Raw genomic sequence first — 21,778 nt, 5'->3', positions numbered from 1 at the left:
CACCGCCATCTGGCACAACTGGACCGCAGGCACACCAGCCAAACGCTCACTGATCGCGTACGACCACTGAAGACATCGGACTCAATCATCTAGGGTTCGGGCGGCGGCCGGTGCTTCGGCCGGCGCAGGCCCGCGGCCGTCAGCCGGCGCAGCAGCTCCTTGCTGCCGACCTCCACCGCTCCGGCGCGCACCGCATCCTCATACCGCTCCGCCGGCAGGTCGTAGTGATCACGCTCGAAAGCCCGCCGGGGCAGGCCGATACGCGCCGCGAAGTCGTGCAGCTCGTCGAAGGACTCATCGCTGATCAGATGCGACCACATCCGGCCGTGCCCCGGCCAGATGGGCCGGTCGATATAGACCGCCACGTCAGCTCTCCGGCCCCATGGCCATGTCAGTTCTCCGGCCCGATCGCCATGTCAGTCCTCCGCACGGGCAGCCACCTCAGCCTTCCGCCGGCGTGCCCAGCCGGCCGACCCGGGCCACCGCGACCGCCGTCTTGGGACAGACCCAATGCGGGTCGGGCCCCAACTCCGGTTCGACGTCGAGGGCATGGGGATCACCCGACTCCGTACACACGGGGCACAGCGGCCAGCGGCCGTACCGCTCCAGGAGGGCGTCCTGGACGTCCTGCGCTATCAGTCCCGCGACGAATGCCGCGCCTTCAGGCCACTGCTCCACCCACCATCTGCGGTGAACGACCGCATCCTCCACCAGCGAGACGATGTCGGCATCGGCCACCTCGTCCGCCATCAGGTCGGCGAGCACCAGCGCCCGCGCGGCGTGCAATGCCTGTTCCAGCTCCATGCCCCCCATTGTCTCCCGACCTCCCGCCGGCGCCCGGCGTTGTCCACAGCCCCGGCCGCGGGTCACGCCGGTTGTCCACAGCCCTCGGTGAGGGGATTGACGCACAGTGCGGATGAAATTACTTTTCAAGAGTGAGTAGCAGCGTGAAGGAAACTTTCAAGGATGTGCCGGCCGAGACCCGGCCGGCACCGACCCCACCCGCCCCCGCGGCGCTCGCCGCCAAGGTCCGCACACTCGCCCCGACGATGACCCGCTCCATGCAGCGGGTCGCCGAGACCGTCGCGAGCGACCCGGCCGGCTGCGCCGCGCTCACCGTCACCGGCCTGGCCGAACGCACCGGCACCAGCGAGGCCACCGTCGTACGCACCTCCCGGCTGCTCGGCTACCCGGGCTACCGCGACCTGCGGCTCGCGCTCGCCGCGCTCGCCGCGCAGCAGGCGGCCGGCTGCGCGCCCGCCGTGACCGCGGACATAGCGGTCGACGACTCCCTCGTCGACGTCGTCGCGAAGCTGGCGCAGGAAGAGCGCCAGTGCCTCGCCGACACCGCGGCCGGGCTGGACGTCACCCAGCTCGAAGCGGCCGTCGCCGCACTCTCCGGAGCCCGCCGCATCGATGTGTACGGCATCGGCGCCTCCAACCTCGTCGGCCAGGACCTCGCCCAGAAGCTCCTGCGCATCGGCCTGATCGCGCACGCCCACGCGGACCCGCACCTCGCCGTGACCAACGCCGTGCAGATGCGCACCGGCGATGTCGCCATCGCCATCACGCACTCCGGCCGCACCACCGACGTCATAGAGCCCCTCCGGGTCGCCTTCGACCACGGCGCGACGACCATCGCCATCACCGGCCGCCCCGACGGCGAGATCGCCGCCTACGCCGACCACATCCTGACCACCTCCACAGCCCGCGAAAGCGAACTGCGCCCCGCCGCGATGTCGTCCAGGACAAGTCAACTGCTCGTCGTGGACTGCCTGTTCATAGGAGTCGCGCAACGCACCTACGAGACCGCGGCCCCCGCCCTCTCCGCGTCCTACGAGGCCCTGGCCCACCGCCACTCGCCACGCCACACCCCGCGCTGACCCCGCACCGCCCCGCCCGCCGTCCGTCCCCCTCCCCCCGCCGCTGGAAAGAGCCGCCACGCCATGACCTCCACCGCCGACCACGCCCGCCTACGGGCCGAGCTGGAGACCCTCACCACCGAGGCGTTCCGCCCGGACCTGGCGGAGATCGACCGCCGCCCCACCCTCGACATCGCCCGCACGATGAACGACGAGGACGCCACCGTCCCCGCCGCCGTCGCCGCGCGCCTCCCCGAGATCGCCGCCGCCATCGACGCCACGGCCGCCCGGATGGCCCGCGGCGGCCGCCTGATATACGCCGGCGCCGGCACGGCCGGCCGCCTCGGCGTCCTGGACGCCAGCGAATGCCCGCCGACCTTCAACACCGACCCGTCCGAGGTTCTCGGCCTCATCGCGGGCGGCCCGTCCGCGCTGGTCACCGCCGTCGAAGGCGCAGAGGACAGCAAGGAGTACGCGGTCAAGGACCTGACCGCGGCCGGCCTGACCGAGCTCGACACCGTCGTCGGCATCTCCGCCTCCGGCCGCACCCCCTACGCGGTCGGCGCCGTCGAGCACGCCCGCGCCCTCGGCGCACTGACCATCGGCCTGTCCTGCAACGCCGGTTCACCCCTGGCCGGCGCCGCCGAGCACGGCATCGAGGTCGTGGTCGGCCCCGAACTGCTCACGGGCTCCACCCGCCTCAAGGCGGGCACCGCCCAGAAGCTGGTGCTCAACATGCTGTCGACGATCACCATGATCCGGCTCGGCAAGACCTACGGGAACCTGATGGTCGACGTCCGCGCCTCCAACGAGAAACTGCGGGCCCGCTCACGGCGCATCGTCGCACTCGCCACCGGCGCCACGGACATGGAGATCGAGACGGCGCTCAGCAGCACACACGGCGAGGTGAAGAACGCCATCCTCACCCTCCTCGGCAGCGTCGACGGCCCCACCGCCGCCCGCCTCCTCGCCGCCTCCGACGGCCACCTCCGGGCAGCCCTGGAGGCCGCCAAGAACCACTGACCGCCCCCTGGCGTGTCCCCACAGCAAGGCGCCGCACATGCCCGAAGACAAGAACCGCGCCACCGCCGCCGCGATCCTTCCCCTCGTCGGCGGCGCCGAGAACATCACCTCCATCGCCCACTGCATGACCCGCCTCCGCCTCGGCATCCAGGACCGCACACGAGTCCAGGACGAGGCCCTCAGAGCCCTGCCGGCCGTCATGGGCGTGGTCGAGGACGACACCTACCAGATCGTGCTGGGCCCCGGAACAGCCTCCCGCGTAACCCCCGAACTCGAACACCTGACAACCCAGCCCCACCCCACACCCCCCACCCCCACCACCCAACAACCACCCCCCGCCCACCCCACCCCACCCTCCGCACCACCTCACAAGGATCCACCCCACAACAAACCACCCCGCAAGGATCCACCCCACAAGAATCCAATCCGCAAGGAACCAATCACTCTCCGTAATCGTTGCCGGAACAAGGAGGCACCCCACCAGGCAGAAACAACACGGCCCCAAGCAGAAACAACCCACCGCACAGAGACCCCACCCCTGGCAGCAACCACGCCCTTGCCAGCCACACCACCCAAGCCCCGCCCAACCACCACCCCCACCCCCGTCGACGGCCCCACCCCCGCCAACCCCGCCACCGCCAGCGCCACCGCCGACCCCACGACCACCACCGACCAACTCCCCCGCCCAGACACCCCCACAGCCGACCAACTGGCCGCCCAAGGCGCCGCCATCAAAGCCCGCCAGAAGGCCAGAAACGCCACACCGCTCAAGCTCTTCCTCCGCCGGATCGCGAACATCTTCGTCCCGCTGATCCCCGCCCTCATCGGCTGCGGCATCGTCGCCGGCATCAACGGACTGCTCACCAACCTCGGCCAACTGCCGTCCGTCGTACCCGCCCTCACCGCGATCGCCTCCGGTTTCCTGTCGCTGATCGCCGTCTTCGTCGGCTTCAACACCGCCAAAGAGTTCGGCGGTACACCGATCCTCGGCGGCGCGGTCGCCGCCATCACCGTCTTCCCGGGCGTCACACACATCACCGCCTTCGGCCAGCAGCTCTCCCCCGGTCAGGGCGGCGTACTCGGCGCGCTGGCCGCGGCGCTGTTCGCCGTCCAGGTCGAGAAACGGTGCCGCAAGGTGATCCCCGAGGCGCTCGACGTCCTGGTCACCCCCGCCCTCACGGTCCTCGTCACCGGCCTGGTCACGCTCTTCGGCCTGATGTACGCGGCGGGCGAGGTCTCGGGCGCCATCGGTGCCTTCGCCACCTGGCTGCTCGCCCACGGCGGAGCGTTCGCCGGCTTCGTCCTCGGCGGTCTCTTCCTCCCCCTCGTCATGCTCGGCCTCCATCAGGCCCTGATCCCCCTGCACGCCACCCTCATCCAGCAGCAGGGCTACACGGTCCTGCTGCCGATCCTCGCCATGGCCGGCGCGGGCCAGGTCGGCGCCGCCATCGCCGTCTACCTCCGCCTCCCCCACAACCGTTCGCTCCGCACGACCATCAAGTCCGCCCTCCCCGCCGGCTTCCTGGGCGTCGGCGAGCCGCTGATCTACGGCGTCTCGCTCCCGCTGGGCCGGCCGTTCATCACGGCCGGCATCGGCGGCGCGTGCGGCGGCGGCTTCATCGGCCTGTTCAACCAACTCGGCGACACTGTCGGCTCCACCGCCATCGGCCCCTCCGGCTGGGCGCTGTTCCCCCTGGTCAAGGGCAACCACGGCATCGCCGTCACGCTCGTCGTCTACGCCCTGGGGCTCGCCGTCGGCTACGTCACCGGGTTCCTCGCCACCTACTTCTTCGGCATCAGCAAGCAGATGCGGACGGAGCTGAACGCGGAGGGGTAGGCGGGCACGGAGAGGGAGGCGGGCACGGAGCAGGAGACGGCCACGGAGAGAGACACGTACGCGGAGGGGGACGCGCGCACGGAGGGGGACGCCCCCGTGGAGAGGGAGGCATGCGCGGAGCGGGAGGCGCGCGTGGCAACCGGGGCGAAGGCGGGCGCAGTGAGCGCGGCGGCTGACGCGCCTGCAGGGGCGCGGCTCACACCTCAGGCCCCGACTCCCGCTCCGGTCGGCACTCACGTCCCGTCCGACACTCGCGCTCCGTTCGGCACTCACGCTCCGGCCGATACTCGCGCTCCGTCTGACGCAGAGTCATGGCGTGGTCCAGCAGGCCAAGCGCCCTGAGCCGGCCTCGTTCACGGGATTCGATCTCTTCCGCGCTCTCGCCCGTCGCGGCGACCCTCGGGCAGTCGGGGCATGCCCACCGGTCCGTCCAGCTCCGCACCGGCGGCCGCATCGCGACCTCGCAGTGCGGGCAGCGCACGGTCACTCCCTCGACATGGCCGCAGAACGCGCAGACCCAGACGGGCCCTTCGCTGTCGCGCTGCTGCCACATGGTCCGCCGGCACAGCGGACATCCCTTCGTTCCGATCCCCAGCGACCCCATGATCGGCGGGTCCGGCGTCGCGTCGGCATAGGCGACGATCTGCTTGCGCAGCCGGTCGTCCGAGGTGTTGGCCATCCTGAGCAGCCGCACCGTGCGGGAACGGACTTCTTCGACAAACTCGGTCATCGTCGCAGCAGCGTACGCGGCTTCCCACCGGGCAACGCCCGCTTCTGCCGAAACCAGCGGCGCAGTCTCCGCTGCCTGTACCCGCAGCCTCCCCCGCCCGTGCCCATCGCTGCCCTCCGCCGCCCTCCCTGACCTCCGCCACCCTCCACGAGTGACACACCCTCACATGATTGACGGCTACGGGGTCATGAGGACGCAGGCACATGATTGACGACCGTCGGGCCATGACCACCGGCCACGCGAGCGACGACCACCGCACCGTTACCACCAGCCACACGAGCCACGCCCCCCGGACGATGACCACCAGCCACACGATGGCCGCACCGGACCGTAGCCACCACCAGCCCCCATCGACGGTCAGCCGACCGCGGCCACCGGCAGGCAGGCCACCGGCGGACTACAAGGGCGTGCCCGCTGCCGGGATCTCTTCTCCCAGGGCGGATGGGCCGGTTGGCGTAACGCGGCCGGGCCACCATCGGGATGATCTGGCCAACTCGGCTGCCAGCAAGGCGAACCACACGCCCACCAGCGTCAGATGCGCCCGCTGTGCGACGCCGTGCCAGCCGGGTCGGCCGAAGAGCGGGCCGACCGTGCACACGGCGGTGGGAAGGGCCAGCGCCAGGACGCGCGTGCCCCAGCGGCGGATCAGCGGCAGGCGGGGCCAGGCGGAGACGGCGGCCCGGCTGAGCAGCGCCATGGAGGCGAAGACGAAGAAGTGGGCCAGCGCGCTGGTGACCGTGTGGCTGGGGTGTACGGCCTGGCAGGCGGGGTCGACCGAGGGCGCGCAGCGCATGGGCAGGAGGACATCGGCCACGGAGGACATGCCGAGGCCGAACAGCGCCAGCCAGCCGCCCCGCCACCAGCCGTCCGGCGCGGACCCGGACGCCAGGAGCGCCCCGACGATGACGAATGCGGCAGAGACACTCTCGATACCGCCGAAGAGCGGCCGGAAGGGCTGGTCGGCGGCGTACAGCTCGCTCACGTACGAGTGGCGCGGATCGAGTCCCGTCGGCAGCAGGTACTCCAGCAGCCACCCGTTGTAGAGCACGGCGGCCGCGGCCAGCAGGAGGGCCGCCCACGCTTCCCTGCACCGCCGGCCGCCTGGCCGCGCCGGCCCGCGCGTCAGGTCTGGAGTCCGCTCACCGACAAACATGATCAGTCACTGTCCATGCTCGACCCGTTCACGCCCGTACGCATCCCGGTTCACGCAGATGCTCTTCCGACATTGACCACTCGGGTCACGTTTTCCGACCACTCAGGACCATTTTTGGATCACTCGGTCCTCGGCGCCGGACCGCTCGGTCCTCGGCGCCGGACCGCTCGGTCTACGGCGCCGGACCGCTCCGTGCTCGTCGCCGAACCAGCTCAGGCCATGTCCACGCACCCACTCAGGCCACCCCTCCACCCCTTCATCCCCCTCACCTCACCCCCTCACATCAACACCCCCTCACCTCAGCCCCAGCCCCTGCACGCCGCGCACAAAGCCGTACGCAAAGCACGCCCGCAAGGCCGTACCCGAAGCAGCCCGCACCCCGCACCCAACGCCACCCCCAAGCCCTCCGCAAAGCCGCCCACAACCGCCCGCAAAGCACGCCCACAAAGCCACCCACAAACCCATAAGCCAAGCCCGCAAGCCCACACGCCACCCCACCCCCCCACCCCAAACCGCCACCAGGGCGGCACCCCCTGGGAGAGGGGTGCCGCCCTGGCGTACTGAGGACGTGTGATCCGTGCGGGATCAGCGTTCCGATCCGGGGGATCAGAAGTCCATGTCACCGCCCGGCATGCCGCCCGGAGCGGCCGCGGCGGCCTTCTCCGGCTTGTCGGCGATGACGGCCTCGGTGGTGAGGAAGAGCGCCGCGATGGAGGCGGCGTTCTGCAGCGCGGAGCGGGTGACCTTGGCCGGGTCGATGATGCCTTCGGCGATCATGTCGACGTAGTCGCCGGACGCGGCGTTCAGGCCGTGACCCGGGGTCAGGTTGCGCACCTTCTCCACCACGACGCCACCCTCGAGGCCGGCGTTGACGGAGATCTGCTTCAGCGGGGCCTCCAGGGCCAGCTTCACAGCGGCGGCACCGGTGGCCTCGTCGCCGTCCAGCTCCAGCTTCTCGAAGACCGAGGAGGCCTGCAGCAGGGCGACGCCACCGCCGGCGACGATGCCCTCCTCGACGGCCGCCTTCGCGTTGCGAACGGCGTCCTCGATGCGGTGCTTGCGCTCCTTGAGCTCGACCTCGGTGGCGGCACCGGCCTTGATGACCGCAACACCGCCGGCGAGCTTCGCCAGGCGCTCCTGCAGCTTCTCGCGGTCGTAGTCGCTGTCCGAGTTCTCGATCTCGGCGCGGATCTGGTTGACGCGGCCCTGGACCTGGTCGCTGTCGCCGGCACCGTCGACGATGGTGGTCTCGTCCTTGGTGATGACGACCTTGCGGGCGCGGCCCAGGAGGTCGAGACCGGCGTTCTCCAGCTTGAGGCCGACCTCCTCGGAGATGACGGTGCCACCGGTGAGGATGGCGATGTCGCCGAGCATGGCCTTGCGGCGGTCACCGAAGCCCGGGGCCTTGACGGCGACGGACTTGAAGGTGCCACGGATCTTGTTGACGACCAGGGTCGACAGGGCCTCGCCCTCGACGTCCTCGGCGATGATCAGCAGCGGCTTGCCGGACTGCATGACCTTCTCCAGGAGCGGCAGCAGGTCCTTCACGTTGCCGATCTTGGAGTTGACGATGAGGATGTACGGGTCGTCGAGCGACGCCTCCATACGCTCCATGTCGGTGGCGAAGTACGCCGAGATGTAGCCCTTGTCGAAGCGCATACCCTCGGTGAGCTCCAGCTCCAGACCGAAGGTCTGGGACTCCTCGACGGTGATGACGCCTTCCTTGCCGACCTTGTCCATGGCCTCGGCGATCAGCTCGCCGATCTGGGTGTCGGCGGCGGAGATGGAGGCGGTGGAGGCGATCTGCTCCTTGGTCTCCACGTCCTTGGCCTGCTCGAGCAGGGCGGCGGAGACGGCCTCGACGGCCTTCTCGATACCGCGCTTGAGGGCCATCGGGTTGGCGCCGGCGGCGACGTTGCGCAGGCCCTCGCGGACCAGGGCCTGGGCCAGGACGGTCGCGGTCGTCGTGCCGTCACCGGCGACGTCGTCCGTCTTCTTCGCGACCTCCTTGACCAGCTCGGCGCCGATCTTCTCGTACGGGTCCTCGAGCTCGATCTCCTTGGCGATGGAGACACCATCGTTGGTGATCGTGGGGGCGCCCCACTTCTTCTCGAGGACGACGTTGCGGCCCTTGGGGCCGAGGGTGACCTTGACGGCGTCGGCGAGCTGGTTCATCCCGCGCTCGAGACCGCGCCGTGCCTCCTCGTCGAACGCGATGATCTTGGCCATGTGAAGTGGTCCTCCCGGACTGGGGTGGATTGCTCCGGACCGCGCCTGGCGCCCGCGACGGACGACCTGCAGACCTGTGTGGTTCCTTGCCCCACCCGGCCTGCGGGCCTCACCGACCCGGTCCTTCTTTGTCACTCTCACCCGGAGAGTGCTAACGCCAATGATTAGCACTCGGGGTGGGAGAGTGCAAGCCGCCCGGAGGGGGTCGTTGAGGGGTGGCGGTCGGGTTGGGGGCACCTCCCAGCGTGAGCTTGGGGAGGGTGGGCGCAGGCGACCGAGGGTCAGTTCCGCCCTTCGAGGGCGGCGGGCGGACGGCAGAAGGCCCGTACCCCCTCCAGGGGTACGGGCCTTCACTACGCAGCAGTCGGTCGGCGCCTCAGCCGGCCACCCGGACCATGTCCGCCTGCGGCCCCTTCTGGCCCTGCGAGATCTCGAACTCGACTCGCTGGCCCTCCTCAAGGGTGCGGTAGCCGTCCATCTGGATCGCGCTGTAGTGGACGAATACATCCGCACCACCGTCGACCGCGATGAAGCCGTACCCCTTCTCCGCGTTGAACCACTTGACGGTGCCCTGAGCCATGCCTAACTCCCCTATTACTGGCCCTTGCGCAGGACCGCACTCCGCGGACCCGGGTCAGACCTCACCCCGCGAAGGCCCGTGGGGTGTGCGCCGGAACGCGTCGACCGCCGCTGAATGTATCTGCACCGATGCCCAGCGCAACAGGTCAATCGGACGAGAATTCTGGCGCCGCAGAATCGGCAATATGGAGGGAAATCCCGTTTCTCCGGGGCAAGTCGGGCCGGGCATAGCGCACGTAAGCGACAAATACCGCACACACTTTGGACACAACTCTCCGCGGTTTCCTATGCGTTCGGCATGTGCGCGGAGTTATCCGGAACGGGGATCGTCACAATGGTATCCCCTTTCACGAAGCGGAATTGCCCCGTCCGAATTCAGCGGACGGGGCAATTCCAGTCAAGCGGGAGAAGAGATGGCGCAAATCAACGCCCGGTCGTCGGCCATCCGGTGGCCGACGGGCCCTCAGCCGCCGGCGACCGCCGGGATGATCGAGACGCCCGCGCCGTCCGGCGTCGGCGTCTGCAGGCCCTGCTCGAAGCGCACGTCGTCGTCGTTGACGTAGACGTTCACGAAGCGGCGCAGCTTGCCGGCGTCGTCCAGCACGCGGGCCGCGATGCCCTGGTGGTTCTTCTCCAGGTCGGCGATCACCTCGGAGAGGGTCGCGCCCTCGGCGGTGACCTCGGCCTCGCCACCGGTGTACGTGCGGAGGATGGTGGGGATGCGGACCTTGACGCTCATGGGTTCTGCCTTCCGGACAGGGGGTGCGGGTACGGGTCGGGGAGCTGCGGCCTCAGCCGGCCAGGCCGGCCGCGCGGAACGCGTCCAGGCTCGGGCGGATCGTGGCCGTGGGCCCGGAGGTCGGCGCGACGGCGTCAAGTGTCTTGAGGCCGTCACCCGTGTTGAGGACGACGGTGGTCAGGGACGGGTCGAGCAGACCGTCCTCGATCAGCTTCTTGGTGACGCCGACGGTCACGCCGCCCGCGGTCTCCGCGAAGATCCCCTCCGTCCGGGCCAGCAGCTTGATCGCGTCCACGACCTGCTCGTCGGTGACGTCCTCCACCGCACCGCCCGTACGGCGCGCGATGTCGAGCACATACGGCCCGTCGGCCGGGTTGCCGATCGCCAGGGACTTGGCGATGGTGTTCGGCTTCTGCGGGCGTACCACGTCGTGCCCGGCCTTGAAGGCCGCCGACACCGGGGAGCAGCCCTCGGCCTGGGCGCCGAAGATCTTGTACGGCCGGTCCTCGACCAGGCCGAGGGCGATCAGCTCCTTGAGCCCCTTGTCGATCTTCGTCAGCTGCGAGCCGGACGCGATCGGGATGACGATCTGGTCGGGCAGCCGCCAGCCCAGCTGCTCGCAGATCTCGTACGCCAGCGTCTTGGATCCCTCGCCGTAGTACGGGCGGAGGTTGACGTTGACGAAGCCCCAGCCCTCGCCCAGCGGGTCGCCGATGAGCTCCGAGCAGAAGCGGTTGACGTCGTCGTAGTTGCCCTCGATGCCGACGAGGTCGCCGCCGTAGACCGCGGCCATGACGACCTTGCCTGCCTCCAGGTCGTGCGGGATGAAGACGCAGGACTTGAAGCCGGCGCGGCGGGCGGCGGCGCCGACCGCTCCGGCGAGGTTGCCCGTGGAGGAGCAGGACAGGGTGGTGAAGCCGAAGGCGCGGGCGGCCTCGACGGCGATGGCGACGACGCGGTCCTTGAAGGAGTGCGTCGGGTTGCCGGAGTCGTCCTTGACGTACAGGCCGCCGGTGACGCCCAGCTCGGCGGCGAGCCGGTCGGCCTTGACGAGGTGGGTGAAGCCGGGGTTGAGGTTGGGCTTGTCGGCCACGTCCGCGGGGACCGGCAGCAGGGGGGCGTAGCGCCAGATGTTGTTCGGGCCGGCCTCGATCCGCTTGCGGAGGGCTTCGGGGTCGCCGCCCGGCAGGTCGTAGGCGACTTCGAGCGGCCCGAAACAGCTCGCGCAGGCGAAGATCGGCCCGAGGTCGAAGCGCTCGCCGCACTCGCGGCAGGACAGCGCCACGGCGGGACCCAGAGCGACGGCGGGGGTGTTTGCGGTGGTTTCGGCGGTCTGCACAGCCATGGAGGCGAGGCCCTTTCTCCTCATCTTCCTCGCGGCGCATCTCGCCACGAGACGGATTTGGCACCTTCCCTAGCCGGGAGCCTCGCTGCTGGCAGCAAGAACCGACTGGAGGGTTGCCGGGGCTTCAACGGGCCGTATCCCTCTGCCCCTCTGGATGAGCGGTATGGCGCTGGGATCGAACCCAGGCGTTTATGGCGCGGTGACCCCGACATGCGACGGTCATCCGCGTTGTTCAAGACTGTAACCGAAGGCACTGACAGTTGAGATAGTCGTCCGCACCGCGAGATGGATCACAGAATGGCCCAGACGATGGATTGCATACCGGTCGCGGCACCGGCGGCCACCGAGGAGTCGTAGACGTGCTGGAAGAGGTGGAGCGCTGGCTGAGCAGCCGCTCCTGGTCCGCCGCGGACCGTCCGCTGGAGCAGCTGCTGGAGGCGAAGCGCCAGACGGGCCGTACGGTCAGCGTCGTGCTGCCCGCGCTGGACGAGGAGGCCACGGTCGGCGCGATCGTCGCGGCGATCCGCGCGGGGCTGATGACCGACGCCGTGCCTCTGGTCGACGAGCTGGTGGTGCTGGATTCCGGCTCCACGGACCGTACCGCCGAGGTCGCGGCCGCGGCAGGTGCCCGGGTGGTCCACCGCGACACCATCCTGCCGCGGCTGCCGGCGCTGCCCGGCAAGGGCGAGGTCCTGTGGCGGTCGCTGCTGGTCACCACCGGCGACATCATCTGCTTCATCGACGCCGACCTGCGGGAATTCTCGGCCACCTTCGTCTCGGGAATCGTCGGCCCGCTGCTGACCGACCCCGACGTGCAGTTCGTCAAGGCGATGTACGACCGCCCTCTGGAGCCGGGCGGCCGCCCGTCCGGAGGGGAGCAGGGGGGCCGGGTGACCGAACTGGTCGCGCGGCCGCTGCTGAACCTCCACTGGCCGCAGCTGGCAGGCTTCGTCCAGCCCCTGGGGGGTGAGTACGCGGCCCGGCGCTCCCTGCTGGAGCGGCTGCCGTTCCCGGTGGGTTACGGGGTGGAGCTCGGCCTCCTCGTCGACGCCCTGCACACCGTCGGCCTGGACGCCCTCGCCCAGGTGGACGTCGGCGTACGCAGGCACCGCCACCAGAGCGGTCAGGCCCTCGGCCGGATGGCGGCGGCCATCTACCGCACCGCCCAGCTCCGGCTCGCCCGCGGCCACTTGGTGCGCCCCCGGCTGACCCAGTTCGACCGCGGCGAGGAGGGGTTCGTCCCGCGCACCACGGACGTGGACACCGAGGAGCGCCCGCCGATGGCCGGGGTCCCGGAGTACGCGGCGCGCCGGGCGGCGTGACCGGGTCCGTACGTGACCGGGTCCGTACACGACGGGGTCCGTACATGACGGGGTCCGTACATGACCGGGTCCGTACGTTTGCACGGATCTGCCGCTGGTTAACCTCGCGTCATGGTCTCCGAGGGCGGTGTGGTGCAGGCGGGTGCCGAGGTTCTGGTCGCGTCCAATCGCGGGCCGGTGTCGTACGCCCTGGCGCAGGACGGGACGCTGAGCGCCAAGCGGGGCGGGGGCGGGCTGGTGTCCGGGCTGTCGGCGATCGGGCCCGGTACGGACGCGGTGTGGGTGTGTGCGGCGCTCGGTGACGGGGACCGGGAGGCCGTGCGCCGGACGGGTGGCGCCCTGGAGCGGGCGGACACCGGCGGACAGCGTGTCCGCATGCTGGACATTCCGTCTCAGGTGCATGCCGACGCCTACAACGGCATCGCGAACTCGGTGCTGTGGTTCGTCCACCACATGCTGTACCAGACGCCGCTGGAGCCGGCCTTCGGCTCCGCTTTCCGGCAGCAGTGGGGCGCGTACGAGACGTACAACCGCGCCTTCGCGCGGGCGCTCGCCGACGAGGCCGCCGAGGGGGCGGCGGTGCTGGTGCAGGACTACCACCTGGCGCTGGTGCCGGGCATGCTGCGGGCGCTGCGGCCCGACGTCCGCATCGCGCACTTCTCGCACACGCCGTGGGCGCCGCCGGACTACTTCCGGATGCTGCCGGACGATGTCGCGCGGCAGCTGCTGGAGGGCATGCTGGGCGCCGATCAGCTGGGGTTCCTCACCCACCGGTGGGCGGACGCGTTCACCGCGTGCTGCGCCGAGGTCGTCGGCGGCACCGGGGGCACCCGGCTCGGCGTGTACGGGCTCGGGGCGGACGCGGGCTTCCTGCGGGAGCGGTCGCGGCGGGCGGACGTCGACGAGCGGCTGGCCGCCCTGCGGGAGCAGATCGGCACCGGTCCCGACGGCGCGCCGCGCAAGGCGATCGTCCGGGTCGACCGGACCGAGCTGTCGAAGAACATCGTGCGGGGCCTGCTGGCCTACCGCCAGCTGCTGGCCGAGCGGCCTTCCTGGCGCGAGCGCGTGGTGCATGTCGCCTTCGCATATCCGTCGCGCCAGGATCTGGCCGTCTACCGGGAGTACACGGCGCAGGTCGGGCGGCTCGCCGAGGAGATCAACGCCGAGTACGGGACGGCGGGCTGGCGCCCGGTGGTGCTGCACGTCAAGGACGACTTCGCGCGGTCGCTGGCCGCGTACCGGCTGGCGGACGTGGCGCTGGTGAACCCGATCCGGGACGGGATGAACCTCGTGGCGAAGGAGATCCCGGTGGTGTCCGAGCGGGGCTGCGCGCTGGTGCTGTCGCGCGAGGCAGGGGCGCACGAGGAACTGGGCCAGGACGCCCTCACCGTCAATCCGTACGACGTCAGCGGTACGGCGCAGGCGCTGCACGAGGCGCTGTCGATGGATCCCGGGGAGCGCGACCGGCGCACGGCACGGCTGGCGGCGGCCGCGACCGCGCTGCCGCCGGCGCAGTGGTTCCTGGGGCAGCTGCGGGAGCTGGGCGGGTGAGGGGGCGCCGACGCCCTCCGGCCACCTGCGACACCCGCCCGCCTCCTGACCGGGGCCCGCGTGCGTGACCGGCGTCACACCCCGTCGCCTTGAGGTTCACATAAATGTGAGGGTTCGAGGCTGCATGCGTACCGGCAGGAAGCGCAGTGCGCAGCAGACGCGAGGTGAGCGTGATGGACAACCGGCTCTACGACTACAGCCCGATCACCGGCCGGGAGCCGATCCGGTGGCCGGGTGGCGCCCGGGTCGCCTTCTACGTCGGCCTGAACGTCGAGCACTACCGCATCGACCGCCCGTCGACGAGCACCTTCCCGGGCACCGCGGAGCTGACGCCGGATCCGCTGAACTACGGCTGGCGCGACTACGGCCCCCGGGTGGGCATCTGGCGGCTGATCGAGAGCCTCGACCGCCATCAGGTGCGCGCGAGCGTGCTGCTCAACTCCGAGGCGGGTGAGCGCTATCCGCAGATCGTCGAGGCGGGCCGGGCGCGGGACTGGGTGTGGCTCGCCCACGGCCGGGACAACTCCACCTTCCAGTCCGGTATGACGCCCGACGAGGAACGCGCCTATCTGGCCGATGTGGTCGGCAGCATCGAGAAGACCACCGGCCGGCGGCCGCGCGGCTGGATGGGACCGGCGCTCACCGAGACCTTCCGGACACCGGAGCTGCTCGCCGAACTCGGCCTGCGCTACGTACTGGACTGGACCAACGACGACCAGCCGTACCCGCTGAACGTGCCGGGGATGCTGAGCGTGCCGTACTCCGTCGAACTCAACGACATCGGCCTGTTCGTCAGCAAGGGCCTGACCGGGCCGGACTTCGTACAGATCGTCAAGGACCAGCTCGACCAGCTCCATGAGGACGCGGCGGACAGCGGCCGGGTGATGTCGCTGGCCCTGCACCCGTTCGTCATCGGCCAGGCGTTCCGTCACAAGTACCTGGACCAGGCCCTGGAGTACGTCGTGAACCACCCCGGGGTCTGGCTGACGACCAGCGACGAGATCGCCGACCACTACGCCCGGGAGCGGGCCGACGCCCGGGAACGGGCCGGTGCCCGGGAGCGGGATCGCTCCGCGGGCGGGGCGCGTAACTGACCGGGGCGCAGCGGCCGGGCCGCGGCGCAGCGGCCGGGCCGTCAGGTCGCGGCGAGGTGTTCCGCGAGCGCGCCGAGCAGTTCCACGACGCCGGTGGGGCCGTTGACCACCAGGTCGGCGCGGTCGGCCAGTTCGGTGACCTCGTTGCTGCCGCTGCAGACCAGGACGCCGGCCAGGCCGTCGGAGCGGAGCTTGTCGACGGCGGCGAAGGCGGCGAGGTCGCCGAGGTCGTCGCCGGCGTAGAGGACGGCGGATGCCCCGGTCTCGCGCACCCACTCGGCCAGGGCGACGCCCTTGTCCATGCCCGGGGGGCGCAGTTCCAGGACGAAGCGGCCCGGTTCGACGATCAGGCCGTGGCGTTCGGCGAGCGCGCTGAGCGGGGTGCGCAGCCGGTCGAAGGCGCCCTGGGGGTCGTCGGCGCGGCGGGTGTGGACGGCGATGGCCTGCCCGCCCTTGCGCTCGACGGCGGTCTCGACCCAGGTGCCGTGCCAGACGCCGGAGGCGTCCAGGACGCCGGGGAGTTCGGCCTGTATGGCGGCGACGCCGGGGTGCGGCGGGGGCGCGTGCACGGTGCCGGTGGCCGCGTCCCAGCGCTCGGCGCCGTAGTGGCCCAGGACGGTGAGGTGGTCCAGGCCGGGGACCGAGTCGAAGCCGCCGAGGCGGACCGCGACGGTGGCGGGGCGGCCGGTGATCACCGCGGCCGCGCGCAGCCGGGGCACGAGGCGGCCGAGGGCGGCGACGGCGCCGTCATGGGCGCGGGCCTTCTCCGGGTCGGGGACGATGTCGGCGAGGGTGCCGTCGAAGTCCAGGGCGATGACGGCGCGTTCGGGGTGGGCCAGCAGCGCGGCGAGGCCGTCGCGGCCGGCGGGGGTGTGCGGCGTCGGCAGGGAGCCGGGCGCACGCTCGGGTTCGGGTGTCGGCTGGGAGTGCGGCGCGGCGTTCGGGGAGCTGCCCATGCGGCGACCCTACCGGCGCGGGGCGGGCGCCGGGGGCGTCTCGGGGTCTTAGCGGCGGGCGCGGCGGGCGTCGCGTATGCGGCGCAGGCGGTTGACGGTGACGGGGTCGTGGGCGAGGGCGCGCGGGTCGTCCAGCAGGGCGTTGAGGAGCTGGTAGTAGCGGGTCGGGGATATGCCGAGCCGTTCGCGGATGGCGCGTTCCTTGGGGCCGGGGCCCGGCCAGGACCGGCGCTCGACGGCGAGCACGGCTTCGTCCCGGGCGGAGAGCCCCGGAGTCTCCTGCTGCGCGGAGGAGGCTTCGGCGTCCGCGTGGCGTGTGGGCCGCGTGCCGTCCGCGCTGCCCGCACCTTCCGCGGCACCCGCCCCGCCCGTACCGCCCATGTCCCCCGTACCGCCCCTCGTCACGCTTCCACGATAAGCGCACGGTCCCACAGCGGCCGCCGCCCCCGGTCAGCGGCCGCCCGCCGCACCCCTCACCCCGCCGCGCTGTCCTCCGCGTCCGCCGTGTTCTGGATGTCGGTGAGGACGCCGGACGGGTTGCCCTTGGGGCCGACTGCGGCGCCCATGCGGGCCTTGATGGTCTTGGAGATCAGGGGCCAGGAGGTCTTGTCCGACGGGTAGAACTCGGCGGTCGCCAGCTGCTTGAGGAAGCCGTGCAGCTTGGCGTACTTGTCGTCGGCCAGCATCGTCTGGGAGGCGGAGGTGGTGACCGGCAGCAGGCCGTATTCGCCGGAGAACTTCACGACGTTCTTCTCGCTGTAGACGAAGTCGAGGAACTTGCCGGCCTCGGCGCGGTGGCCGTTCTGCTTGAAGGCCATCATCCAGTCGGCGACGCCCATGGTGGCCTTGGCCTTGCCGTCGATGCCGGGCAGTTCGACGGTGCCGTAGTCGATGCCCTTGTCCTCGGCCTGCTTCATCAGGGTGGGGTGGCCGTTGAGCATGCCGACCTTGCCGTCGGCGAAGCCCTGGAAGGCGTCCTCGCGGTTGAGTTCGGCGGGGGCGGTGCCGGTCAGGCCCTTGTCGACGAGTTCGTTCTTCAGCCACTCGAAGGTCTTGATGTTCTCGGGCGAGTCGATGCGGTACTTGCCGATGGTGTCGGTGTATCCGCCGCCTCCGCTGAGCATCCACATCAGCGTCTCGGCCTGGGTCTCCTCGGGGCCGAGCGGCAGCGCGTAGGGCATCTTCACGCCGCGGGCCTTCAGGCGCTGGGCGTCCTTGGCGATGTCGTTCCAGGACTGGGGCGGGGTGGTGATGCCGGCCTCGGCGAACAGCTTCTTGTTGTAGAAGAGCCGCCGGGTGCTGGCGCCGAAGGGCATGCCGTACTGGACGCGCTGGTATTCGCCGGCCTCCGCGAGGGAGGGGGTGAAGCCGGCCTGGGTGGTGACGGTGAGGAGCTTGTCGACGCTGTAGAGCTGGCCCTTGGCGGCGTAGTCGGCGTAGGCGCCGATCTGTGCGAGGTCGGGGGCGTGGCCGTCCTTGACCATGTCCTCGACCTTCTTGTCGACGTCCTTCCAGCTGTAGACCTCGACGTCGACCTTGATGCCGGGGTTCTTCTTCTCGAAGGCGCGGGTGAGCTCGTCCCAGTAGCGCTCGGAGCTGTTGGCCGAGCTGTCTCCGTACTCCGCCGCGATCAGCTTGAGGGTGACGTCGTCGCCGCCCGAGCCGCTGCCGCAGCCGGTGAGAGTCAGCGTCATGGTGGTGGCTATGGTCGCCGCCGCCAGGCTCAGGTACCGCCGCTGCACCGCTGTTTACCGCCCTTTTCCGTTCCCGGAGTCATGTTCGTGCCGGGGATTGCGAAGCCGCTTCGGGGGATCGCCCCGACCCGGCGTGAGCAGCGTGTTCTTCCCGTGCTCACCCTCAAGGTCTACACCACCGGCGATCTCGCGCCGGTAGCGGGCTCCCCTGTTCCCCCGGGAGGCTCCTCTGTTCCCCCGGCCGGTTCCTCTGTTCCCCCGGGAGGCTCCTCGTCGTGATCCGACCGGTGAGTGGACTAGACCTTTCGGGGCGGGGCGCGCGAAACTGTTCCCGTGAGACACGTCATCGCCCTTGATGTGGGCGGCACCGGGATGAAGGCCGCCCTCGTAGGGGTGGACGACGCCGCGCCGTCCCCGAAGACCCCGCCCTTCCTGCTGTACGAGGCGCGCCGTCCCACCGGCCGCGAGCGCGGCCCTCAGGCAGTGGTGGAGGCCGTCCTCGGCTTCGCCGCCGAGCTGCGCGACCTCGGTGTGGCACGCTTCGGCGCCCCCGCGGAGGCGGCCGGCGTCGCCGTCCCCGGCATCGTCGACGAGCGCTCCGGTACCGCCGTGTACGCCGCGAACCTCGGCTGGCGGGACGTACCGATGCGGGCGCTGCTGTCCGAGCGGCTGGGCGGGGTACCGGTCGCCCTCGGCCACGACGTGCGGGCCGGCGGCCTGGCGGAGGGCCGGATCGGCGCCGGCCGGGACGCGGACCGTTTTCTGTTCGTCCCGCTGGGCACCGGCATCGCGGGCGCCATCGGCATCGGCGGCCGGATCGAGGCGGGCGCGCACGGCAGCGCGGGCGAGATCGGCCACATCGTCGTACGGCCCGGTGGGCGTGCCTGCGGCTGCGGGCAGCGCGGCTGTCTGGAGACGGTGGCTTCGGCGGCCGCGGTGGGCCGGGACTGGGCGGCGGTCTGCGGCGATCCGCGGGCCGGTGCGGCGGATGCGGCCAAGGCGGTGGCGTCCGGCGACGAGCGGGCCGGCGCGGTGTGGCAGCGGGCGGTGGACGCGCTCGCCGACGGCCTGGTGACCGGGCTGACGCTGCTCGACCCGCGGACGCTGATCATCGGTGGCGGGCTCGCCGAGGCGGGCGACACGCTGTTCGTGCCTCTGCGGGAAGCGGTCCGCCGGCGCGTTACGTTCCAGCGGCTCCCCTCGATCGTTCCGGCGGCCCTGGGGGACGCCGCCGGGTGCCTGGGCGCGGGGCTCCTCGCCTGGGATCTTCTCTCCACGGAGGTAACCGCCTGATGGCACAGCAACAGTCCGCGCAGCCGGTTTCGGGCCCTGGCCGCACCACCTTGGCCGGCGCCCGGATCGCCCGGCGGTCCGGTGTCGTCGAGGGCGGCCTGATCACCGTCGAGGGCGGCCGGATCGCCGGTGTCCGCAGCCGGGAGGCGGACCGGGACGAGGGTGGGGCGGGCAGCGTGGTGGATCTGTCGGGCCATCTCGTCGTGCCCGGCTTCGTGGACATGCATGTGCACGGCGGGGGCGGCGGTTCCTTCTCGTCGGCCGACGCCGATGAGTGCATGACGGTCGTCGAGACGCACCGCAGGCACGGCACCACTTCGATGGTCGCCTCCACCGTCACCGGTGAGCTGGCGGAGCTGGCCCGGCAGGCGGGGGTGCTCGCCGAACTCGTCCAGCAGGGCGAGCTGGCCGGTGTCCACTTCGAGGGCCCGTTCATCTCTGCGCAGCGCTGCGGCGCCCACCAGCCGGATCTGCTGCGCGACCCGGACCCGGCCGACGTCCGCAAGCTCCTGGATGCGGCGCACGGCAGCGCGGTGATGATGACCGTCGCCCCGGAGCTGCCCGGTGGCCTGGAGTCGGTGCGGCTGCTGGCCGACGCGGGGGTGATCGCCGCGATCGGCCACACCGATTCGTCCTACGACGCCACCCGCCGGGCCATCGAGGCGGGTGCCACGGTCGCCACCCACCTGTTCAACGCGATGCCGGCGCTGGGCCACCGGGCGCCGGGCCCGGTCGCCGCGCTCCTGGAGGACGAGCGGATCACCGTCGAGCTCATCAATGACGGCACCCATCTGCACCCGGCGATGCTGCAGCTGGCGTTCCGCGAGGCGGGGGCCGGGCGGGTCGCCTTCATCACGGACGCCATGGGTGCGGCCGGGATGGACGACGGGATGTATCCGCTGGGCCCGATGCGGGTCGAGGTCAGGGACGGTGTCGCGCGGATCAGCGAGGGGCCCACGGCCGGTTCCATCGCGGGCTCGACGCTGACGCTGGACCGTGCCTTCCGCCGGGCCGTCACCGTGGACGGTCTGACGGTCGATCAGGCCGTGCAGGCGCTGTCGGCGACTCCGGCCCGCCTGCTGGGCATCGACGACCGGGTCGGCTCCCTGGAGGCCGGCAAGGACGCGGACCTGGTGGTGCTCGATGCGGCGTACGAGGTGGCGGGCGTCATGCGGCGGGGCGAGTGGCTGGTGCGCCCGCGGGGGGTGTGAGGCCCGCGGGCGTACCACGGCGGCTACGCAGGCTGCCGTGGCCGCGCAGGGTCGGCGACCGCATGGCGGTTACCCCGGGTCTGGGCCAACCACCACCGGCGATGGCATGATCGCTCGCGCACTTGTCCGCATGCCGCCGCCGAGTGCGGTTGCCCGACGCGCGGCCGCCCGGCATGACTGCCCGGAGGGGCGACCATGATCCTCACGGTCACGCTGAACGCCGCCCTGGACATCACCTACCGCGTGCCCCGGCTCCGTCCGCACGGCACGCACCGCGTCAGCGAGGTGTCCGAACGCCCCGGCGGCAAGGGCCTGAACGTGGCCCGCGTACTGGCCGCGCTCGGTCACCGTACGGTCGCCACCGGCTTCGCGGGCGGCGGTACCGGTGACGCGCTGCGCGCGCTGCTCGCGGACACCGAGGTCACCGACGCGCTGGTGCCGGTGGGTGGTGCCACCCGCCGTACCGTCGCCGTCGTCGACGCGGCCGGCGGGGACACCACTCAGCTCAACGAGCCGGGTCCGGTGGTCTCCCCCGCCGAGTGGGGCGCGTTCCTGGGCACCTATCGTGAACTGCTGGGTGAGGCGCGGGCGGTGGCGCTGTGCGGCAGTCTCCCGCCGGGTGTCCCGGTCGACGTCTATGCCCGTCTCACCCGCGCGGCGCGCACCGCGGGCGTCCCGGTCCTGCTGGACACCAGTGGCGAGCCGCTGCGCCGGGGCCTGGCCGCCCGCCCGGATCTGGCCAAGCCGAACGCGGATGAGCTCGCGGCGCTCACGGGCAGCACCGAGCCGCTGCGTGCCGCTCGCGACGCCCGCCGCCGCGGCGCCCATGCGGTGGCCGCGTCACTGGGCCCGGACGGCATGCTGGCGGTGACCGCCGACGGTGCCTGGCAGGCCGTTCCGCCGCGGCGGTTCGCCGGCAATCCCACCGGCGCCGGCGATTCGGCGGTGGCGGGGCTGCTGTCGGGCCTGGTGGAGGAGCTGCCGTGGCCGGACCGTCTGATCCGCGCGGTGGCGCTGTCCGCGGCGACCGTACGGGCCCCGGCGGCAGGGGAGTTCGACCAGGCCACGTACGAGGACCTGCTGCCCCGCATCGAGGTCGCCACTGCCCCGTGACCGGATGCGTCACCGGGTTTGACAGACAACTTCAAGATCACTTGAGT

20 protein-coding genes and 1 riboswitch are annotated in these 21,778 nt (G+C 71.4%); of the genes, 9 read left to right on the top strand and 11 right to left on the bottom strand.

The features are described 5' to 3' along the window. Nucleotides 1–89: 89 nt before the first annotated feature. Nucleotides 90–365, bottom strand: a complete 276-nt coding sequence (locus ACWD6P_RS07570; RefSeq protein WP_451443095.1) for a DUF4031 domain-containing protein — start codon at nt 363–365, stop codon at nt 90–92. A 76-nt stretch (nt 366–441) separates the two neighbouring features. After that, on the bottom strand, nt 442–804 hold the full coding sequence (locus ACWD6P_RS07565; protein ID WP_451443094.1) for a hypothetical protein: 363 nt from the start codon (nt 802–804) through the stop codon (nt 442–444). Nucleotides 805–935: 131 nt separating this feature from the next. Between ACWD6P_RS07565 and ACWD6P_RS07560 the strand changes: the two genes are divergently transcribed. The 3 genes from ACWD6P_RS07560 to ACWD6P_RS07550 all read left to right on the top strand — a co-directional run bounded on the left by ACWD6P_RS07560 (nt 936) and on the right by ACWD6P_RS07550 (nt 4,722). Beyond that, nucleotides 936–1,883, top strand: a complete 948-nt coding sequence (locus ACWD6P_RS07560; protein WP_451443093.1) for a MurR/RpiR family transcriptional regulator — start codon at nt 936–938, stop codon at nt 1,881–1,883. Nucleotides 1,884–1,946: 63 nt separating this feature from the next. Then, nucleotides 1,947–2,885, top strand: a complete 939-nt coding sequence (gene murQ, locus ACWD6P_RS07555; RefSeq protein ID WP_451443092.1) for an N-acetylmuramic acid 6-phosphate etherase — start codon at nt 1,947–1,949, stop codon at nt 2,883–2,885. Between the two features lie 37 nt (nt 2,886–2,922). Next, on the top strand, nt 2,923–4,722 hold the full coding sequence (locus ACWD6P_RS07550) for a PTS transporter subunit EIIC (RefSeq protein ID WP_451443091.1): 1,800 nt from the start codon (nt 2,923–2,925) through the stop codon (nt 4,720–4,722). A 196-nt stretch (nt 4,723–4,918) separates the two neighbouring features. On the opposite strand, the gene ACWD6P_RS07545 is transcribed toward ACWD6P_RS07550, so the two are convergent. From ACWD6P_RS07545 to thrC, 6 genes are all read right to left on the bottom strand, one after another. Continuing rightward, the gene (locus ACWD6P_RS07545; protein ID WP_451443090.1) at nt 4,919–5,452 is read right to left on the bottom strand and encodes a hypothetical protein; all 534 of its coding nucleotides are present in this window, start codon (nt 5,450–5,452) and stop codon (nt 4,919–4,921) included. A gap of 397 nt (nt 5,453–5,849) precedes the next feature. Next, entirely contained in the window at nt 5,850–6,605 is a 756-nt protein-coding gene (locus tag ACWD6P_RS07540; protein ID WP_451443089.1) for a DUF998 domain-containing protein, read from the bottom strand. Nucleotides 6,606–7,211: 606 nt separating this feature from the next. Beyond that, the gene (gene groL / locus ACWD6P_RS07535) at nt 7,212–8,834 is read right to left on the bottom strand and encodes a chaperonin GroEL (protein WP_451443088.1); all 1,623 of its coding nucleotides are present in this window, start codon (nt 8,832–8,834) and stop codon (nt 7,212–7,214) included. A gap of 376 nt (nt 8,835–9,210) precedes the next feature. Beyond that, a complete protein-coding gene (locus ACWD6P_RS07530) occupies nt 9,211–9,414 on the bottom strand; it encodes a cold-shock protein (protein WP_003986833.1) in 204 nt (67 codons plus the stop codon). Nucleotides 9,415–9,876: 462 nt separating this feature from the next. Next, a complete protein-coding gene (locus tag ACWD6P_RS07525) occupies nt 9,877–10,152 on the bottom strand; it encodes a MoaD/ThiS family protein (RefSeq protein ID WP_451443087.1) in 276 nt (91 codons plus the stop codon). A 52-nt stretch (nt 10,153–10,204) separates the two neighbouring features. Further along, nucleotides 10,205–11,497, bottom strand: a complete 1,293-nt coding sequence (thrC, locus tag ACWD6P_RS07520; RefSeq protein WP_451443086.1) for a threonine synthase — start codon at nt 11,495–11,497, stop codon at nt 10,205–10,207. A gap of 17 nt (nt 11,498–11,514) precedes the next feature. Continuing rightward, nucleotides 11,515–11,658: riboswitch (SAM riboswitch) on the bottom strand. Between the two features lie 198 nt (nt 11,659–11,856). Here thrC and ACWD6P_RS07515 point away from each other — a divergent pair. From ACWD6P_RS07515 to ACWD6P_RS07505, 3 genes are all read left to right on the top strand, one after another. Next, nucleotides 11,857–12,819, top strand: a complete 963-nt coding sequence (locus ACWD6P_RS07515) for a glucosyl-3-phosphoglycerate synthase (RefSeq protein WP_451443085.1) — start codon at nt 11,857–11,859, stop codon at nt 12,817–12,819. A 111-nt stretch (nt 12,820–12,930) separates the two neighbouring features. After that, on the top strand, nt 12,931–14,370 hold the full coding sequence (locus tag ACWD6P_RS07510) for an alpha,alpha-trehalose-phosphate synthase (UDP-forming) (protein ID WP_451443084.1): 1,440 nt from the start codon (nt 12,931–12,933) through the stop codon (nt 14,368–14,370). Nucleotides 14,371–14,516: 146 nt separating this feature from the next. Beyond that, entirely contained in the window at nt 14,517–15,464 is a 948-nt protein-coding gene (locus ACWD6P_RS07505; protein WP_451443083.1) for a polysaccharide deacetylase family protein, read from the top strand. Nucleotides 15,465–15,505: 41 nt separating this feature from the next. Here the strand turns inward: ACWD6P_RS07505 and otsB are convergent, their stop codons facing one another. The 3 genes from otsB to ACWD6P_RS07490 all read right to left on the bottom strand — a co-directional run bounded on the left by otsB (nt 15,506) and on the right by ACWD6P_RS07490 (nt 18,162). Beyond that, a complete protein-coding gene (otsB, locus tag ACWD6P_RS07500) occupies nt 15,506–16,420 on the bottom strand; it encodes a trehalose-phosphatase (protein WP_451443082.1) in 915 nt (304 codons plus the stop codon). Nucleotides 16,421–16,468: 48 nt separating this feature from the next. Next, nucleotides 16,469–16,801, bottom strand: a complete 333-nt coding sequence (locus tag ACWD6P_RS07495; RefSeq protein ID WP_451443108.1) for a DUF3263 domain-containing protein — start codon at nt 16,799–16,801, stop codon at nt 16,469–16,471. A gap of 92 nt (nt 16,802–16,893) precedes the next feature. Continuing rightward, nucleotides 16,894–18,162 carry an extracellular solute-binding protein gene (locus ACWD6P_RS07490; protein WP_451443081.1) on the bottom strand — a complete coding sequence of 423 codons (1,269 nt, stop codon included), beginning with the start codon at nt 18,160–18,162 and terminating at the stop codon, nt 16,894–16,896. Nucleotides 18,163–18,447: 285 nt separating this feature from the next. Here ACWD6P_RS07490 and ACWD6P_RS07485 point away from each other — a divergent pair, with 285 nt between their 5' ends. The 3 genes from ACWD6P_RS07485 (at nt 18,448) to ACWD6P_RS07475 (ending at nt 21,731) form a co-directional block, all read left to right on the top strand. Then, entirely contained in the window at nt 18,448–19,407 is a 960-nt protein-coding gene (locus ACWD6P_RS07485) for an ROK family protein (RefSeq protein WP_451443080.1), read from the top strand. After that, nucleotides 19,407–20,618 carry an N-acetylglucosamine-6-phosphate deacetylase gene (nagA, locus tag ACWD6P_RS07480; protein ID WP_451443079.1) on the top strand — a complete coding sequence of 404 codons (1,212 nt, stop codon included), beginning with the start codon at nt 19,407–19,409 and terminating at the stop codon, nt 20,616–20,618. The genes ACWD6P_RS07485 and nagA overlap by 1 nt, the downstream gene beginning before the upstream one ends. A 195-nt stretch (nt 20,619–20,813) precedes the next feature. Next, nucleotides 20,814–21,731, top strand: a complete 918-nt coding sequence (locus ACWD6P_RS07475; RefSeq protein WP_451443078.1) for a 1-phosphofructokinase family hexose kinase — start codon at nt 20,814–20,816, stop codon at nt 21,729–21,731. Nucleotides 21,732–21,778: the final 47 nt, after the last annotated feature.

The organism is Streptomyces sp. NPDC002446 (assembly GCF_053595675.1).
Note: the sequence above shows the minus strand (reverse complement) of the source record. Positions and strands in the feature narration are given on the sequence as shown.